Here is a 17,306-nt window from a genome sequence, read left to right as displayed (position 1 = left end):
GCTCCAGGGAGGGACGGGCGGCCCGGGTGGCCGCGCCGGAGGGGGTCAGAACCGGGTGAGGACCTTGCCGGGGTTCAGGATCGAGCGGGGGTCGAAGGTGGTCTTGACCGACCGGTGCACGTCGAGACCGACGGGGCCCAGCTCACGTTCGAGCCAGTTCGCCTTGAGGGCCCCGACGCCGTGCTCGCCGGTGATGGTGCCGCCCAGGTCCAGGCCCAGCGCCATGACGGCTTCGAAGGCTTCGTTCGCGCGCCGTGTCTCGTCCGGGTCGGCGGCGTCGAACACGATGGCGGGGTGCATGTTCCCGTCCCCCGCATGCCCGGTGCACGCGATGCGGACGTCGAATTTCCGGCTGAGCTCCCCGACGCCGGCGACCAGCTCGCGCAGCCGGGTCCGCGGGACGCAGACGTCGTCGCTGAGCATCGCACCGCGCTTTTCCAGAACCAGCCCCACGGACCGGCGGGCGGCGAGGAACAGCTTGCCCTCCTCCGGGCCGTCGGCGACCAGTGCCTGCCCGCCGTTGCGTTCCGCCGCCGCGGTGAAGCCACCGAGCACCGCGGTGTTCTCCGCGGACGAATCCGACTGTGCGATGAGCACGGTGTCGGTGCCCGGGGGGAAGCCGTAGTCCCGCTCGCGCGAAACCTCGGCCAGCCCGATCGGATCGATCAGCTCCAGCATCGACGGCCGCAGCCGGCCGGTCATCACGTCGGTGACCGTCGCGCACGCCGAGCCGATGTCGCCGAAGAACGCGATCGCCGTCTGCGGTGCCCCGGCCGCGGGCCGCAGCGCGGTGACGATCTTCGTGACCACGCCGAGGGTGCCCTCGGAGCCGACGAACAGCCGGGTGAGGTCATAGCCCGCCACACCTTTGGCAGTGGGACGGCCGGTGCGCAGCACGCGACCGTCGGCCAGCACAACCTCCAGCCCACGGATCCAGTCCGCGGTCACGCCGTACTTCACACAGCACAGTCCGCCCGCGTTGGTCGCCACGTTCCCGCCGAGCGTGGACATCTCCCACGACGCCGGGTCCGGCGGATAGAACAGGCCTTTCCCGGCCACGGCGCGGGAGAAGTCCGCATTCACCACACCGGGTTCGACGGTGGCGATCTGGTTCTCCTCGTCGATCCCGAGAATCGCCGTCATCCGCTCCAGGGAAAGCAGGATCGCGCCGTCGACCGCGTTGGCCCCACCGGAAAGCCCGGTCCGCGCACCCTGCGGTACCACCGGGATGCGGTGCTCGTGCGCGTAGCGCAGCACCGCCGAGACCTGCTCGGTGGTGCGTGCCCGCACGAGACACGCCGGGACGCCGGCCGGGCAGGTGGACGCGTGGTCGCGGCTGTGCGCGGCCAGCACGTCCGGGTCGGTCAGCACCGCGCCCTCGGGCAACAACGCCGTAAGGCCGGAAGCGGGATCCGGCGGGACACCCATCAGTGAGCTCCTCGTTGGTCGGGACAGCGCGGATCAGCGCGGTCAGGAGAGTGGCGCGGCGCCCGGCGCCAACAGGCCCGCCCCGTCCAGCGCGGCGGCGATCCGGGCGCTGACCCCGGCCGTGACTGGGCTGACCGGCCGTCGCGGTACGCCGGCGTCGCGGCCCTGCAGGCGCAGCGCCTCCTTGATCGTCGCGGGCTGGTTCGGCCCGTCGATCGCCCGCCAGACGGGCAGGATCTGCCCGTGCAGCTTGCGCGCCAGCTGGAGGTCGCCGGACTGCACGGCGTCCCACAGCGCGACGCTGAGCAACGGCGTCACGGTCGGGATCGCCGCCAGCGCCCCGTGTGCACCGAGGACGAACGCGGGCAGGTGCAGGTCGTCGACCGCGGCCAGCACCGAGATCCGGTCGGACACGGTCTCGATCAGGTCGGCGAGCTTGTGCAGGTCGCCGCCGGACTGCTTGATGGCGATCACCCACCGCAGATCCGCCAGCCGCGCCACGACCGCCGGTTCGATCAGCGCCCACGGCACCACGTTGTAGATGACGATCGGCATCTCGAGCGCGGTGCCGATCTCCGCGTAGTACTCCACAGTGGACTCCGGAGTCGGCGACCACAGGTAGTGCACCGGTGTGACCTGCAGTGCCGCGACCCCGGTTCCGCTGAGCGCGCGGCCGTAGCGGAGCACCTCGTGCGTGGAGTTCTGGATGATGCCGCCGATCACCGGCACCCGGCCGGCGACCTCCTCGACGACGATCGAGCACACGAGCGCGCTCTCCTCGGCCGAGAGGGCGTTGCCCTCACCGGTCGTGCCGCACGCGCACAGTGCCGTGACCCCGGCACCCAGCAGATGGCGGACCTCTGCGCGCAGCTTCCCGGGATCGATCTCGCCGCGCTCGTCGAAGGGGGTCACGACGGTGGCGATGATCCCGTGCAGCACGGGTCCGGGCTTGTCCGGCACGGCAACTCCTTCGCAACTGGAACATCAGATGTAATACTTCAATACTCGGCGCGCAAGAGGGCCGATGGCACCGAAAGGGACACGATGACCACACCGAAGACCCCGTCGCCACTGGTCACCGACTCACTTGCGGACCAGGTCTACCGCCTGCTCCGGGACCAGATCGTGCACGGTCGTCACCCGCAGGGCGAACGCCTCGACATCCCCGCGCTCGCCGCGTCCATGGGAGTGTCCAAGACGCCGCTGCGCGAGGCGCTGGTGCGGCTCGAGGCCGATCAGCTCGTGGTCACCCGGCCCCGCTCGGGCACCTTCGTCGCCCGGATCACCGCTGCGGACATCGACGAGATGTGCGGGATGCGCAAGGCGATCGAATGGTTCGCGACCGGCGAGGCCACCGACCGGATGCCCGAGCGCACCAAACTCCGGCTCAAGGCCGAGCTCACCTCGGCCGACCGCGCTGCCGGCCGGGGCGAGTTCGAGCCGTTCTACCGCTCCGACCAGCACCTGCACCGTTCGATCGTCGAACACGCGGGCAACACCCGGGTGATCGCCGTGCGCGACGGCATCGAGGCCTACCTGGAGTGGCTCCGCATCGGCGACACCACCGATCCGGCCCAGGTCGCCACCTCGGCCGCGCGCCATCACGAGATCGTGGACGCGATGCTCGCCGGTGACGCCGCGCGGGCCCGGGACGTCGCAGTGCGGCACGTCAACGAGGTACGCGAGTTCACCCTCGCCGAGTTCCACGCCACGCATCCCGGGTCCTGACCGGTCAGGCGAGCTTGACGTCGGCGGCCACGAGCGCAGCCCGCAGCGCCTCGCGCTCGGCGTCGGACACCGGGGTCAGCGGCGACAGGCTGTGCCCACCGTTGCGGCCCTGCAACGCGAGCGCCGTCTTGATCCGCGCGGTCATGTTCGGGCCGTCGATCGCGCGCCACACCGGCAGCTGCTTGTTGTGCAGCTCCAGCGCGGCCGCGTGGTCCCCGCGCTGCACGGCGTCCCACTGTGCCAAGCACAGCTCCGGCACCACGGTGAGCGTCGCGCTGATCGCGCCCTGCGCGCCGAGCAGATAGCTGGGATAGAGCAGGTCGTCCACAGCGGTGAACACCTTGCCGCCTTCCGGCGCGAGGCGCAGCAGGTCGGCAAGCTGGTGGATGTTGCCACCGGACTGCTTCACGCCGATCACGTTCGGCACCTCGTCCAGCACGCGTGCCACGGTGGTGGCCGGGATCAGCGCGTACGGGATGACGTTGTAGATCACGACCGGCAGCCCGGTCTCGTCCGCGATGCGCCGGTAGTACCGGAGGGTGGTCTCCTCGTCGGGCTGGAACAGGTAGTGCACCGGGGTGACCTGAAGGGCGTCCACTCCGGTGGCGGCGATCTCCCTGCCGTAGCGGACGACCTCTTTCGTGCTGTCGCGGATGATGCCGGCGATCACCGGCACGCGGCCCGCGGCCTCCTGCACCGCGGTCCGGGCGATCGCCACGGAGTCCTCCAGCGAGAGCATCTGGCCGTCGCCGGTGCTGCCGGTGACGCACAGACCGTGCACGCCGAGGTCGACGTGGTAGCGGACCTCCGCGCGCAGGGCCGCCAGATCCGGTTCCTCGTCCGCGGTGAACGGGCTGACCAGCGGGGGGATGATGCCGTGGAGCTCGAGGCTCATCGGAAGTCCTTTCCGGAGAAGGAAAACGGGGCAGGCACGCACCGCGGGCCGAGAAGGCGGCGCCGGATGCCGAGCGGGGCGGACCGGTAGATGTAACCGGTGACATTTCTACCCTGAGCGACCGGGACCGGTCTGTCAAGAGGGTTTCTCCGCGGTGCCTGCGCCGATGCGCGGCGGTGGAAGAAGGTGTGCCCGGGGTCAGCGGCCCGGACGGTCGCACGATCCGCGGACGTGGAACCGGGTCGGCAGCACCACGTCGGTCCCCGCGGTTTCGGCACCGTCGATGCGCGCGAACAGCAGCTTGCCCGCCTCCGCGCCGATGTCGTAGGCGGGCTGCTCGATGGCCGTGATGGGCGGATCGACGAACGGGAACAGGTCGGTGTCGTCGAACGTGACCAATGACAGGTCCGCCGGGATCCGCACGTCGCGCTCGCGGACCGCCTCCAGCGCGCCGATGGCCAGCACATTGTTGAACGAGAACACCGCAGTGGGCCGCACCGGCAGGTCGAGCACCTCGCACATCGCGGTGTAACCGCCTTGCGTGCCGAGAAAGCCCTCGCGCACGCACTTCGGGCGCACGACCAGGCCCGCGGTCGCGCACGCTTCGCGGAAGCCGGCGAGCCGCTGCGCCGCGGTCGGCATTCCGGCCGGACCGGAGATCATCCCGAGATCGGTGTGGCCGAGGTCGATCAGGTAGCGCACAGCCTCGCGCGCGGCGCTCAGGCTGTCCGTGCGCACCAGGGGGATCTCCCCGAGATCCGGCGGGCGGCGGTCGACGAAAACGGTCGGGATGCCGTTGCGGATCAACCGCGCGACTCCTTCCCCGACTCCGCTGGAGGAAAGCAGTGCCACGGCGTCGACGGTGCGCCGCGCGAACGACGCGAGCACCTGCGCCTCGCGCTCGGAGTCGAAGTCGGAACTGGCGATGAGGACCTGGTAGCCGTGCCGGACCGCTTCGTCCTCCAGGCCGCGCGCGACCTGCGCGGTGAACGGGTTGGCGATGTCGGAGACGAGCAGTCCGAGCAGTCCGGTGCGGCCACGCGACAGGCTTGCGGCGACGCCGTTGCTGACGTAGTCCAGCTCCTGCACGGCACGCAGCACGCGTTCGGTGCGGTCCGGGCTGACCGGCGTGCCGCCGTTCAGCACCCGCGCGACCGTCGCGGTGGAGACGCCGGCCGCCTTCGCGACGTCCCTGATGCTCACCATCCGTGCCTCCTCTGCTGCCGACGATTATGGCGCCTCGGCAGTTGACAGACCGAGCGAGCCCGCTCAGACTGCTCGCGATATGTAACCGGTGACATTTTCCTGGTCCCCTCCCCCGAGCGCACAGCGAGGTGCCGGATGACAGTGGATGGCAGAACCGCCGCGCAACGTGCGGCGACACCCGCCCGCCCGCGTGGCCGCAACGTCCGGTGGGCGGTCATCAGCGCGCTCACCGTGCTGACCATCACGAGCTATCTCGACCGCGGGAACCTGTCGGTGGCCGCGCCGGTGATCCGCGAGGATCTCGGCTTCAGCGCGACGCAGATGGGGCTCGTGCTGTCCGCTTTCGTGTGGCCGTACGCGATCATGAACCTGCCCGCGGGCTGGGCGATCGACCGGTTCGGGCCGAAGGTGATCATGACCGTGGCCGCGCTCCTGTGGTCGGTTGCCGGTGCCGCGACGGGGCTGGCCAGGAACGTCGCGGCGTTCCTGGGGCTGCGGGTGGTACTCGGGATCGCCGAGGCGCCGCTGTTCCCCGGCGCGCTGAAGGCGACCGATCAGTGGTTTCCCGATCACGAGAAGGCGCGCGCGACCAGTGTGTACATCGCGGCCACGCAGGTCGGGCTCGCGATCGCACCGCCGATCACCACCGCGTTGCTGATCGCAGTCGACTGGGAGCTGATGTTCGTCCTGGTCGGCGCGCTCGGTCTGGTCGGGGTGCTGTGCTGGTGGCTGGCCTACGAGAAGCCGGGCAGGCACCGTCGCGTGAGCCGCGAGGAGCTGGCCTACATCGAGGAGAACCAGCGCAGTGCGGCCGTGGCCGGCAGTTCCGCGGGCGTCGGCAGGCAGTGGGCGCGGCTGTTCCGATATCCGACCATCTGGGCGATGATCATCGGCGGCTTCTGCCTGCAGTACGTGTTCTGGTTCTACATCACCTGGCTGCCGAGCTATCTGGAGTCGGCGCAGCATTTCTCGATCAGTGCCGCCGGGCTGCTGTCCGCGGTCCCCTATCTCGCCGGCGGGATCGCCGTGGTGCTCGGCGGCCGGTTCTCCGATGCGCTGGTGCGGCGGGGAATGCGCCCGATGGACGCCCGGCGCCGGACGATCGCCGGCGGGTCGCTGCTGACCGCGTTCGCGCTGGGGGCCACCGCGCTCAGCGCGAACGCGGCGATGGCGGTCACCCTGCTGACCGTCGGGATGTTCACCTACAGCCTCACGACCGCCTCCTACTGGGCGCTGGCGTCCGACGTCGCGGAAACGTCCACAATGGTCGGTTCGATCGGCAGTATCCAGAACTTCGGCGGGTTCCTCGGCGGCGCCTTCGCCCCGATCGCGACTGGGATGATCGTGGACCGGCTGGGCGGGTTCGTGCCCGCGCTCGTGGTCGCGGCGGTGCTGCTGCTGGTCAGCGTGGTGTCGTACGGGTTCCTGGTGCGACGGAAGCTGCCGGTATGAGTCCTGACGTGGTGGTGGTCGGGGCCGGTTCGGCAGGGGTGGCCGCCGCGGTTTCGGCTGCGGAGGAAGGCGCGCGGACCGTGCTGGTCGAGGCCTCCGGTTCGGTGGGCGGGACGCTGGCGTGGCAGTGGCTCGAGCATTCGGCCGGCTTCCACGACGTGCGCGGCGGGCAGGTGACCGGCGGTTTCGGCCAGCGTCTGGTGGATCGGCTGGTCTCGGCCGGCGCCTCACCGGGGCACGTGCGCGACGACGTCGGCTACACCGCCACCCGGACGCCGGTGGACCATGCCTCGCTCGCGATGATCGAATCGATTCTGCTCGACGAGGCCGGGGTTTCGGTGTGGTTGCAGTCCGCGCCGTGCGGGTTGCGACGGGACCATGCGGGCATCACCGAGCTCGAAGTGCAGACGCCGCAGGGCTTGCGCATCTTGCCGGCGGCCGTGGTGGTCGACACGACAGGCGACGCTGCGGTGGCCGCGTTGGCGGGTGCACCGATGCAGCCCGACACCGCGGAGACGCAGCCGGCATCGCTGTCGTTCAAGGTCGGCGGGATCGACGTGCCGGCGCTGCTCGCCTACCTGCGCGCGCATCCGGAGGAGGTCCGGCCGGGCAGCGTGCTCGCCGACGACACCGCCGAACACGTCAATGTCTGGGGCCTGGGCGGGCTGCTCGCCGAGGGCCGCGCGCGCGGGCTGCTTTCGCTGCATCGCAGCGAGTTGCACGTGGCTGCGTGGCCCCGGCGGCATGAGGCGGTGTTCAACGTGACCCGCACGCCCACGGGCACCGGTGACGCGTGGCTGGGTAACGCACACGCACGGCTCGCACGGCAGGTGCTGGAGGTCGTCGAGTGGCTGCGCGCGATGGTCCCGGGCTTCGCGCAGTGCTTCCTCACCGCGGTCGCGGACCGGGTCGGCATCCGCGAATCCCGGCGAGTTCTCGGCGCCTACACGATGACCGGTGCCGACGTGCATGGCGGGGCCGCGTTCCCGGACGCGATCGGCCGCGGTGCTTTCCCGGTCGACGTGCATTCGGCGACCAGTCCGGGGCTTTCCCACACCGACGCGGTCGGCACCGGGTACGCGATCCCGTTGCGTGCGTTGCAGGTCCCGGTCGTGCCGAACCTGCTCGTCGCCGGCCGGTGCGTGTCCTGCTCGCACGAGGCCAACGGGTCCCTCCGGATCACCGCGACCTGTTTCGTGACCGGTGAAGCCGCCGGGGTGAGCGCAGCGGTGGCCTCGGCAACCGGAACTCCGCCGTCGCAGGTCGAGGTGCGGCAGGTCCAGGCGAGGCTCCGGGAGCGAGCGGCAGTGCTGGACGACAGTCAGGTCACTCCGACCGCCTGACCGCCGAGCACGGCCAGGACGGTGCTGAGTGGGTCCGTGACCTGCCGGGTTGAGTCCGGCGGGTCAACCGGCGAGGGCTGCGGCCTCCTGGTCTCCCGTGCCGGTGGCCGGGGTCAGGCGGTGGCCCCGGCGCCATACGGCGCGGGTGTTCAGCGTCGAGGAGAGCTGCACGGTCGGATCGCCGTCCACGAGTACGAGGTCGGCCGACGCGCCGGGCTCGATGCGCCCGCGGTCGGTCAGGCCGAACCTGTCCGCGGTACGCCGGGTTGCTGCGGTGAGTGCGTCGAGCGGAGTCAGTCCGCCTGCCTCGAGCAGGCGCAGTTCGTCGTGCAGGCTGGCGCCGTGCGCGAGGCCCGGGACGCCGAGGTGGGGCGCATCGGTGCCGGCCAGGATCTCCACGCCGCCGGCGTGCAGCAACCCGACCGAGCGCAGCGCGTTGGCCAGCTGGATGTTCCAGGCGAATTCGCGGCCGAGGTTGGCGCGCCACGCCGGGTTCAGCCGGGACGCCACGCGCAGGTCGGCGGCAAGGCGCGGGCCCGCGCCGGCGGAGGCGCCGGAAGCGGTGACCGTCAGGGTGGTGATGACGAACATGCCCTGGTCGCGCATCCGGCTGATCAGGTCGTCGCTGACGACCTCGTCGTAGTGCAGGTGGGTCACGCCGTCCGCGCCTGCTTCGACGGCCGCCCGGGTGGCCGCGGAGCTGAAGGTGTGGACCACGGCCAGCACCCCGCGCTCGTGCGCCGCCTCGACGACCGCGGTCACGACCTCGGGCGGCACCTGGGGCAACGAGGTGCCGAACGTGGCGCCGTCCTCGATCATGATCTTGATGTAGTCCGCGCCCTCGGACAGGCGTCCCTCGACGAAGGCGGCCGCCTCGGCCGGGACGGTGGCGGTGGGCCATACCGGGTCGTTCAGTCCGCGCCGCAGCTGGTGCGGGTGGCCGTCGGGGTGGGCCAGGCCCCACGAGGCGGTGCGGACGTCGGCCAGGTCGAACTCGGTCTGCACCTTCTTCCGCAGTGGCGCCATCAGGTCCGGCACCGACATCATGTCCAGTTCGGTGGTCACCCCGAAACGCAGGGCGGTGCGCAGACCGTCCTCGTCGGTGTGGGTGTGGGCGTCGATCAGGCCCGGCAGCAGGGTTCCGCCCCGGCCGTCGAGCTGCTCGACACCTTCGGGGACCTCGTTGCCGACGGCGGTGATGGTGCCGTCCTCGACGACGACCGCCGAGGCGTCGGCGACGTGTGTGCCGGTGAAGACCCGGGTGTTGGTGATCGCGAACCGATCCATCATTCCTCCACTCAGACTGTATCGTGCAGTACAGAACAACCGAGACCGGACTGTATCAGGCAGTACAGAAACTCTGTACTGTGAAGTACAGAGCAGCGAGGAGGCCTGATGGGACACCTGCCGACCACTGCGCGGGGTCGTGCGACCCGGGAGCGCATCCTGGATGCGGCGGCGGACCTCATCCAGCTGCGCGGGGTCGTCGCGGTGACGCTGGACGACGTGGAACGCGCGGCAGGGGTCGGCCGGAGCCAGCTCTACCACTACTTCGACGACCGGGACGATCTCGTCCGCTCGGTGGTTCATTCCACTGTGGACAAGGTGCTGGCCGCGCAGGAGCCGTTGCTGCTGGAGGTCGGTTCCCTGGCGGGGATCGACCGGTGGTTCGCGGCGATCGTGGCCAACGGGACGCGGCAGGACGCGGTGGGCGGGTGCGCGATCGGCTCGTTGGCCGGGCAGCTCAGCGACCGGGACGATCTCACCCGGGAGGCGTTCGTGGATGCCTTCGCGCGCTGGGAGGCACCGCTCATCACGGGTTTGCGCCGGATGCAGGAGTCGGGCGAGCTGCGTCCGGACACCGACGTGACGGAGCTGGCGGATCTCACCATGGCCGCAATCCAGGGCGGCCTCCTGCTGGCGCAGATCCGGCGCAACGCAGACCAGCTCCGGCTCGCCCTGCGCGGTGCACGGGCAGCGATCGAGGACGCGCTGACCCCCGCCGCGCTGAACGCGGCCCGCGGCTGAGCTGGGCGAGCCGGTGCCCGCTCAGCCGGTCAGTTCGTGCTGGGTTCCTCCGGGAGGAACTGTTCCTTCGGCTTTCGCCAGGCGGCGATCAGGCCCAGCGGGTCCGGGCGGAGCAGGGACGCTGCCGAGTAGAGGCTGACCAGCACCACGACCGCGATGAACCACCAGTCGTACAGGGCTTGTTCGCCGGTCGGGTAGTACACCAGCGTCACGAAGACCGACACCGCGACCACCGCGGACAGGTTGCGCCGCTTCCACCGGTACGCCGAGATCAGCACGAAGCCCCAGGTCAGGTACCAGGGCAGGGTGGGTGGCATGAGGACCGCGACGGCCAGCAGGGTGATCGCGGCGCGGTACACGGCGGGTTTGCCGCCGTCGCGGGCGAGCCACCACTGGCGGATGCCGAAGGCGGCGAGGCCGAGCATGGCCAGTGCGCGGGCGACCGTGACGAACGGGGACGGCTGCACGTTCGCGATCAGGTGCACGAGGTTGTAGACGGCCTCGCCGATGCCGGTCGGGAAGTTGAGCCAGTTCGCGATCAGCTGGGGTGCGCTCAGCCCGGACCACCAGCCGAGGTTGAGCGAGCCGAGCGAGATCCAGGTGCCTGCGACGAACACCGGCAGGAACAGACCGACCGCGGCGGAGCCCGCCTTGAAGAAGTTCTTGGTCTTCGACGGGCCCTTGAGGTCCGCCGCCCACATCCAGACCAGGAACGGCAGCGCGACCGCGGCGGTCGGTTTGATCAGCATGCCGACGGTGACCAGCACGACCGCGACCACGTGCCGTCGCTCGAGCGCGGCGAGCACGCCGATGGTGAGGAAGCCGAGCATCATCAGGTCGTTGTGCGGGCCGCCGAAGAGGTGGATCACCATCATCGGGCTGGCGACCGCGAGCCACAGCGCGACCGGCAGTTTCCCGCCGAGCCGCGAGACCAGCCGCGGCAGTGCCCACAGCGTCATGCCGAGGCCGACCAGCAGCACCACCCGGGTGAGGATCACGCCCGCGATCATGTCGTCCTGGGTGATCGCCACGATGCCCTTGGAGATCAGCAGGAACAGCGGCCCGTACGGGGCGGGCGTGGTCTGCCACAGCGGGTGCACGTTCTGCACCACGTTCGGCAGTACACCCAGTTCGGCGGGCCCGTTGGCGTACGGGTCGAGCCCGTACAGCAGCTGGGCACCCTGGCCGAGGTAGGAGAACACGTCGCGGGTGAACAGCGGCGGCGACACCAGCAGCGGCGCCATCCAGCACAGCGCGGCGACCAGGATCGGCTTGCTGCCGATGCGGCCGGCCAGCACGTAGCGGCCCAGCCGCACCCACGCCCACACGACGAGCGCGAAGCCGGTGTAGAGCAGCGCGTTGGCGAGTGCGCGGCCGTGTCCGTAGCGGATCCACGACAGCGGCCCGTGGCCGAGCACGGGGTCGCGGATGAGGATGCCGCCCGCGCCGAGTGCCGCGAGCATGAGCAGGGTGCTTCCCACGGTGCCCATCGCGATGGTCCGGTACGGGAAGCGCGAGGGCGTGAGGAAGCGCCGGTCGAGGGTGCCCGCGGTCGGCTGCGCGGCGTCGGTCGTGGTGGCCATGTCGATCCTGGAGATTACCGGGTGAAGTACTGCGCTCCCGCGCGGGCTACCGGGGAAACGCCGTTCGTTCAGGTGTTCGCCCACGTCGGGGTCGGCGGAGTGTCAGCTGTCGGCGGCCGCTCGCTCCGCGGTGCCGCCGGGAAGGGCGGCGAGCAGCGCTCGGGTGTAGTCGTGCCGGGGGTCGAGCAGAACCTGCTCGACGGTACCCGTCTCGACCAGTTCGCCGCGGTACATCACCGCGACCCGGTCGGCGATGTTCCAGGCCAGGCCGAGGTCGTGGGTGATGACGAGCGCGGACAGGCCGAGCTGTCGCCGCAGCCGCAGCAGGAGCGCGAGGATTTCGCCGCGCACCGAGGCGTCGAGGGAGGCGACCGGTTCGTCGGCGACGAGGACCGCGGGTTCGAGTGCGAGCGCGCCGGCGATGACCACGCGCTGGCGCTGCCCGCCGGACAGTTCGTGCGGCAGCCGGTCGAAGAACCTCTCCGGTGGCCGCAGTTCGGCGGCTTCGAGCGCGGCGAGCACGGTCCGGCGCTCGTCGGGCAGACCGTGGATGCGGGGGCCTTCGGCGACCGCCTCGTACACCGTGTGCGCGGGGTTCAGCGCGCTGGTCGGATCTTGTAGCACGAGCTGGACCTGCTGCCGGTACGCGCGCAGTTCCCGGCCGCCGGAGGGCACCGGGTTGCCCGCGTACCGCACGGCGCCCGAATCGGCCTTCTGGAGGCCGAGCAGGGTCCGGGCGAGCGTGGTCTTGCCGGAACCGGATTGCCCGACCAGTGCGACGATCTCGTCCCGGCGGACGGCGAGGTCCACGCCGTGCACGGCGTGGATCCGTTTGCCGGTGCGGTCGCGGAAGGACACCTGCAGCTTCTCGGCGGCCAGCAGCGGTTGCTCGTCCTCCCCCGCGCGGTGCTCGGGTTCGGGTGGCAGCGGAGTGGCAGTGGCAGGCGCGAACCGGGAGACCGGGTCGCCCACGGTGGGGAACGCGGCGGCGAGTGCGCGGCTGTGTTCGTGCCGGGGGCTGGCCATCAGTTCGGCACTGGGCCGTTCTTCGACCACTTCGCCGTCGTACATGACCGCGATCCGGTCGCAGGTGGCGGCGAGCACAGAGAGGTCGTGGCTGATCATGATGAGCCCGATGCCGCGCTCGGCGACGAGTTTCGACAGCACCGACAGCACCTGTGCCTGCACGATGACGTCCAGTGCGGTGGTGGGCTCGTCCGCGATGATCAGCCGTGGCTCGCAGGCCAGTGCCATCGCGATCATCACGCGCTGTTTCTGCCCGCCGGACAGTTCGTGCGGGTAGGCGCCGGCGCGGGCGGGCGGCAGGTCCACCTGTTCCAGCAGTTCGGTGACCCTGGCCTTGACCTGCGTCTCATCGGGGGTGCCGCCCTCTGGCGGGTGCAGCCGGAGTGGCTCGGCGATCTGGTCGCCGACCCGGCGGACCGGGTTGAGCGCGTGCATCGCGCCCTGGAACACCACCGAGGCCTCGGCCCAGCGGACCGCGCGCAGCCTGCCCCAGCGCATGGTGCGGACGTCCTCGCCGTCGAGCAGGATTTCTCCGCCGACCTCGGCAGTGCGGGGCAGCAGGCGCAGCACGCTCATCGCGACGGTGGATTTGCCGGAACCGGACTCCCCCGCGACGCCGAGCGTGCCGCCCGCGTCGAGGCGCAGGTCGACGCCGCGCACCGCAGGGACCTCGACGCGGCCGGTGCGGTAGGTGACGCCGAGGTTCTTCAGTTCCAGCAGCGGGGTCTCGGGCTCGGTCATGTCGCTGTCAGTCCCGTCCTTTGAGCCGCGGGTTGAGCACCGTTTCCAGGCCTCGGCCGACCAGGGTGAACAACAGCACCACGAGCACGATCGCGATGCCCGGCGGCAGCAGGTTCCACCAGGCGCCGCGGGTGACCGCGCCGTTGTTGAGCGCGGTTTCCAGCATCGCGCCCCAGGAGATCGCGTTGGGATCGCTGACGCCGAGGAACGACAGCGTGGCGTCGGCGATCACCGAGTTGCCGACGACCAGGGTGGTGTTGGCGAGCACCAGCGGCAGCACCCCCGGCAGCACGTGCCTGCCGATCACGTGCAGGTGCCCGCCGCCGAGCGCGCGGGCGCGTTCGATGTACGGGCGGCTCTCCAGGGTGAGGGTCTGCGCGCGCACCAGCCGTGCGGTGCTGGGCCATGCGGTGACCCCGATGGCGAGCACGATCGTCCACACGCCGCGCGGCAGCACCGCGGACAGTGCGATCGCGAGGACCAGTGAGGGCAGCACGAGGAAGAAGTCGGTGAACCGCAGCAGGACCGCGGACACCCAGCCGCCGAAGTGCGCGGCGGTGATGCCGATCAGGGTGCCGATCAGCACGCTGAGCACGGTCGCGGAAAACCCGACGAGCAGCGAGATCCGGGTACCCCACACGGTCATCAGCAGTACCGAACGGCCGTCGATGTCGGTGCCGAGCCAGAACTGCCCGTCCGGCGGGCTGAGCGGGCGCCCGCTCACCCGGGTGACGTCGAGGCCGCTTTGGTCGCTGATCAGCGGGAGCGCCAGGGCGAGCACGACGGTGAGCGCGAGCAGGCAGAGTCCGGTCAGCGCGGCCTTCTGGGTGGCGAACTCGTGCCAGGTCCTGGCGATCCCGGCGCGGCGGCGGCGCCACGCGATGGCGCGGGCGCTTTCCGCAGCGGCGCTCTCCGGCGTGGCCGTCATGCGGTACGCACCCTCGGGTCGAGCACGCGGTAGAGCAGTTCCGCGAGCAGGTTCATCAGGACCACGGCGCTGGCCAGCACCACGAACACCCCTTGCAGCACCGGCAGATCGGGTCCGTTGAGGGCGTCGTAGGTGAGTTGGCCCAGCCCCGGCCAGCTGAACACCGCCTCCACCGTGACCGCACCGGAGACGACCATGCCGAACTGCATGAACACCAGCGTCACGGTGGGCAGCAGGGCGTTCGGCACCGCGTGCCGGCGGCGGACCAGATCCTCGCGCAGGCCTTTGGCACGGGCGGTGGTCAGGTAGTCGGCGTTCATCTCGCCCAGCAGCGAGGAGCGCATCACCAGCATGTACTGCGCGTAGAAGACCGCGAGCAGGGTCACGCACGGCAGCACCAGGTGGTGCAGCACGTCCGCGCTCTGCGCGAAGAACCCGGGGCCGGCGTCCGGCGAGTGCATGCCGCGGCTGGGGAACAGTCCCCCGGTGGCCACGAGCAGCAGCAGGCCGAGCCAGAACTGCGGAACCGACCAGAGGGTGAGCGCAAGGCCGGTCTGCGCACGGTCGAAGAAGCTGTCGCGCCGCCACGCCGCACGGATGCCGAGCCACAGCCCGATCGCGACGGCGAGCACGGTGGCGCTGCCGACGAGCAGCACGGTGGGCCACAGCCGTTCGCCGAGCATGTCCAGCACCGGGCGCCGCTCGATGTAGGACTCGCCGAAGTCGCCTTGGAACAGTCCGGCGAAGTAGTGCCCGAACTGCACGAGGATCGGCCGGTCGAGGCCGAGCCGGTCGCGCAGTTCGGCGATCTGCCCGGGGTCGGTGGGCCGTTCGCGGGCCATGAACGCGACCGGATCGCCGGGCAGCAGCCGGAACAGGAAGAACCCGAGCACGACCACCAGCACGATGCTGGCCAGCGCCTCGCCGACCTTGGTGAGGACGAAACCGACGGTGCCGGTGCCGCCGCGGTGCTCGTCCGGATCGGTGAGTGCGGCGGCCTGGCCGGAGGTGAGGGATTGCGTCACGCGCGCTACTCCCGGTCGTCGACGGACACGCCGCGCCGCCGGCCGATCGCGATCCCGCCGCCGACGAGCGCGACTGCCACGACGGCGCCGACCACGATCCACACCACGGTGTTCGAGCCGCCGCTGTCGCCGGACGCCGCGGACGCGTCGGCCGGGACCGCGCCGTAGACACCCCAGTAACCGGTCTGCTCCAGGATCGCGCCGTCGGGCTGCGGCTGCTTGGCAAAGGACGAGAAGTGATCGGAACGGTAGGCCTCGAGTGCGTTGTCGTAGTCGAGCACGACGTTGACCGCCTGGCTGTAGAGCCGTGCCTGCGCCTGCTTCGCGTAGCCGGCGCGGACCGCCGGGTCGGTTTCGGTGAGCTGCTTGGCGTAGAGCTGCTCGTACTGCGGGTCGCAGAAGAACGTGTCCGTGGTGCCGCCCTTGACCTGGGCATTCGGACGGGCGGCACAGGTGTGCAGAGCCAGCGCGTAGTCCGGGTCCGGGTTGGTCGCGTACCCGGAGATCGCCAGATCGTAGTTGCCCGCGTTGGTGCGGTCGTTGAGCTCGTCGTCGGACACCAGTTCCTGCTTGACCGAGATGCCGATGTCGTGCAGCCAGCCGCTGACGTACTGCGCCACCCGCTGGTCGAACGCGCGGTTCGCGTGCCCGGTCAGCCGCAGTTCGAGCCGGGCACCACCGGGGCCGGTGCGGACGCCGTCGCCGCCCTTGCGGTAGCCGGCCGCGTCGAGTGCCGCATTGGCCGCGCCGAGGTCGAACGTGCGGGCCGCAGCGGGGTCGGGATCCCAGTGGTAGGCCTGGTAGATCGGCGGGATGACGCCGCCGCCGAGCTGGCCGTAGCCGCCCATCACCTTGTCCACGATGGTTTTGGTGTCGATCGAGCGGGCGATCGCGTCGCGCACCCGCAGGTCCTTGAGCACCGGGTTGCCGTTGCCGATCGGCTTGTTCTCGTTGTTCTCCACCCCGAAGTTCATGGTGATCTCGTTGTAACGGCGCCCCGGTGCCTTGTTCGTGGCGATGTCCGGCTGGCCCTCCAGTGCGTCGAACTGGGTCGGGGTGAGCCGGTTGATCACGTCGACCTCGCCCTGTTTGAGGGCGTTGACCGCGGACTCGACGTCCTTGAACACCAGCAGCTGCAGTTCGTCGACCTTCGGCGCACCACGCCAGTAGTCCTTGTTGGCGGTGAACTTGACGTACTCGTTCTGCTTGTAGTCGGTGATCCGGTAGGGCCCGTCGTTCACGCCGACGACCGGGATGGTGTCGGTTTTCGGATCGGAGAGGTCCTTGATCGGCGCCCACACGTGCTCGGGCACGATCGGCACGTCCAGCAGGTCCATGGTGGCCTGCACGGCCTTCGTCTTGATCACCAGCGTGCTGTCGTCCGGTGCGGCGACCGAGTCGAAGTTCGCCACGTAGTTGCCGTTCGCGGTGCGGGCGGTCTCGTCGGTGAGCATCCGGTTGAAGGTGAAGGCGGCGTCCTTGGCGGTGACCGGCTGTCCGTCGGACCACTTCGCGCCCTTGCGGATCTTGAACGTCCAGGTGAGCTTGTCCGGCGAGGTGGTCCACGATTCGGCGAGCGCGGGTGCGGCCTCGGCCTTGTCCGCGGACGGCACGGTGAGGAACTCGTAGACGAACCGGCCGACCTGGGTCGAGGCGGCCAGCGCCGCGGTGAACGGGTTCAGGTGGTCGATGCCGGTGGTGAGCGCGACCCGCAGCACTTTCCCGTTCCCGTTCGCCGGCTGCTGCGCCGCGGCCGTACCGGCCAGCGGCAGCGCCACCAGCGTCGCGACCACGCCGATCGCGCCAAGGCGGCGGACACCCCGCCGAACGTGCTTCATCCGCACTGGAAGATCACCCCATCGTCAGACCCCGAGCTCCCCCGAGGACGAAAAGTAACCACATACCGCGGTAAGCCCGCAATAT

The 17,306-nt window shown here is 70.6% G+C and carries 14 protein-coding genes; 4 read left to right on the top strand and 10 right to left on the bottom strand.

The window, feature by feature from the left end:
* Positions 1-45: 45 nt before the first annotated feature.
* Together ABD793_RS26475 and ABD793_RS26470 are read right to left on the bottom strand one after the other, a co-directional pair.
* Positions 46-1,428 (bottom strand): FAD-binding oxidoreductase, encoded by a 1,383-nt coding sequence (locus ABD793_RS26475; protein WP_344864656.1) that lies wholly within the window; start codon positions 1,426-1,428, stop codon positions 46-48.
* 42 nt (positions 1,429-1,470) lie between these two features.
* Positions 1,471-2,388, bottom strand: coding sequence for a dihydrodipicolinate synthase family protein (locus tag ABD793_RS26470; protein WP_344864654.1), 918 nt, complete (start codon positions 2,386-2,388; stop codon positions 1,471-1,473).
* 84 nt (positions 2,389-2,472) lie between these two features.
* Between ABD793_RS26470 and ABD793_RS26465 the strand changes: the two genes are divergently transcribed.
* Complete coding sequence (locus ABD793_RS26465) at positions 2,473-3,156, top strand: GntR family transcriptional regulator (protein ID WP_344864652.1); 684 nt, start codon at positions 2,473-2,475, stop codon at positions 3,154-3,156.
* Between the two features lie 4 nt (positions 3,157-3,160).
* Here the strand turns inward: ABD793_RS26465 and ABD793_RS26460 are convergent, their stop codons facing one another.
* Both ABD793_RS26460 and ABD793_RS26455 read right to left on the bottom strand, forming a co-directional pair.
* Entirely contained in the window at positions 3,161-4,051 is an 891-nt protein-coding gene (locus ABD793_RS26460; RefSeq protein ID WP_344864650.1) for a dihydrodipicolinate synthase family protein, read from the bottom strand.
* 198 nt (positions 4,052-4,249) lie between these two features.
* Positions 4,250-5,257, bottom strand: coding sequence for a LacI family DNA-binding transcriptional regulator (locus ABD793_RS26455; protein WP_344864648.1), 1,008 nt, complete (start codon positions 5,255-5,257; stop codon positions 4,250-4,252).
* Between the two features lie 141 nt (positions 5,258-5,398).
* Here ABD793_RS26455 and ABD793_RS26450 point away from each other — a divergent pair, with 141 nt between their 5' ends.
* On the top strand, positions 5,399-6,709 hold the full coding sequence (locus ABD793_RS26450) for an MFS transporter (RefSeq protein WP_344864646.1): 1,311 nt from the start codon (positions 5,399-5,401) through the stop codon (positions 6,707-6,709).
* Positions 6,706-8,052: an FAD-dependent oxidoreductase gene (locus ABD793_RS26445; protein ID WP_344864644.1), complete on the top strand. Its 1,347-nt coding sequence runs from the start codon at positions 6,706-6,708 to the stop codon at positions 8,050-8,052. The genes ABD793_RS26450 and ABD793_RS26445 overlap by 4 nt, the downstream gene beginning before the upstream one ends.
* 63 nt (positions 8,053-8,115) lie before the next feature.
* Here the strand turns inward: ABD793_RS26445 and ABD793_RS26440 are convergent, their stop codons facing one another.
* Entirely contained in the window at positions 8,116-9,339 is a 1,224-nt protein-coding gene (locus tag ABD793_RS26440) for an amidohydrolase family protein (protein ID WP_344864642.1), read from the bottom strand.
* A 108-nt stretch (positions 9,340-9,447) separates the two neighbouring features.
* Here ABD793_RS26440 and ABD793_RS26435 point away from each other — a divergent pair, with 108 nt between their 5' ends.
* Positions 9,448-10,080, top strand: a complete 633-nt coding sequence (locus ABD793_RS26435; protein ID WP_344864640.1) for a TetR/AcrR family transcriptional regulator — start codon at positions 9,448-9,450, stop codon at positions 10,078-10,080.
* 29 nt (positions 10,081-10,109) lie between these two features.
* Here the strand turns inward: ABD793_RS26435 and mptB are convergent, their stop codons facing one another.
* The 5 genes from mptB to ABD793_RS26410 are packed head-to-tail and all read right to left on the bottom strand — an operon-like array spanning position 10,110 to position 17,221.
* Positions 10,110-11,747, bottom strand: a complete 1,638-nt coding sequence (mptB, locus tag ABD793_RS26430) for a polyprenol phosphomannose-dependent alpha 1,6 mannosyltransferase MptB (RefSeq protein ID WP_425548775.1) — start codon at positions 11,745-11,747, stop codon at positions 10,110-10,112.
* 18 nt (positions 11,748-11,765) lie between these two features.
* Positions 11,766-13,430, bottom strand: coding sequence for a nickel ABC transporter ATP-binding protein NikE (nikE, locus tag ABD793_RS26425; RefSeq protein ID WP_344864638.1), 1,665 nt, complete (start codon positions 13,428-13,430; stop codon positions 11,766-11,768).
* 7 nt (positions 13,431-13,437) lie between these two features.
* On the bottom strand, positions 13,438-14,358 hold the full coding sequence (locus ABD793_RS26420) for an ABC transporter permease (protein ID WP_344864636.1): 921 nt from the start codon (positions 14,356-14,358) through the stop codon (positions 13,438-13,440).
* The gene (locus ABD793_RS26415) at positions 14,355-15,383 is read right to left on the bottom strand and encodes an ABC transporter permease (RefSeq protein ID WP_344864634.1); all 1,029 of its coding nucleotides are present in this window, start codon (positions 15,381-15,383) and stop codon (positions 14,355-14,357) included. The genes ABD793_RS26420 and ABD793_RS26415 overlap by 4 nt, the downstream gene beginning before the upstream one ends.
* A gap of 5 nt (positions 15,384-15,388) precedes the next feature.
* A complete protein-coding gene (locus ABD793_RS26410) occupies positions 15,389-17,221 on the bottom strand; it encodes an ABC transporter substrate-binding protein (protein ID WP_344864632.1) in 1,833 nt (610 codons plus the stop codon).
* Positions 17,222-17,306: the final 85 nt, after the last annotated feature.

It is taken from the genome of Amycolatopsis ultiminotia, from assembly GCF_039536925.1.
GTDB classification, from domain to species: domain Bacteria; phylum Actinomycetota; class Actinomycetes; order Mycobacteriales; family Pseudonocardiaceae; genus Amycolatopsis; species Amycolatopsis ultiminotia.
Note: the sequence above shows the minus strand (reverse complement) of the source record. Positions and strands in the feature narration are given on the sequence as shown.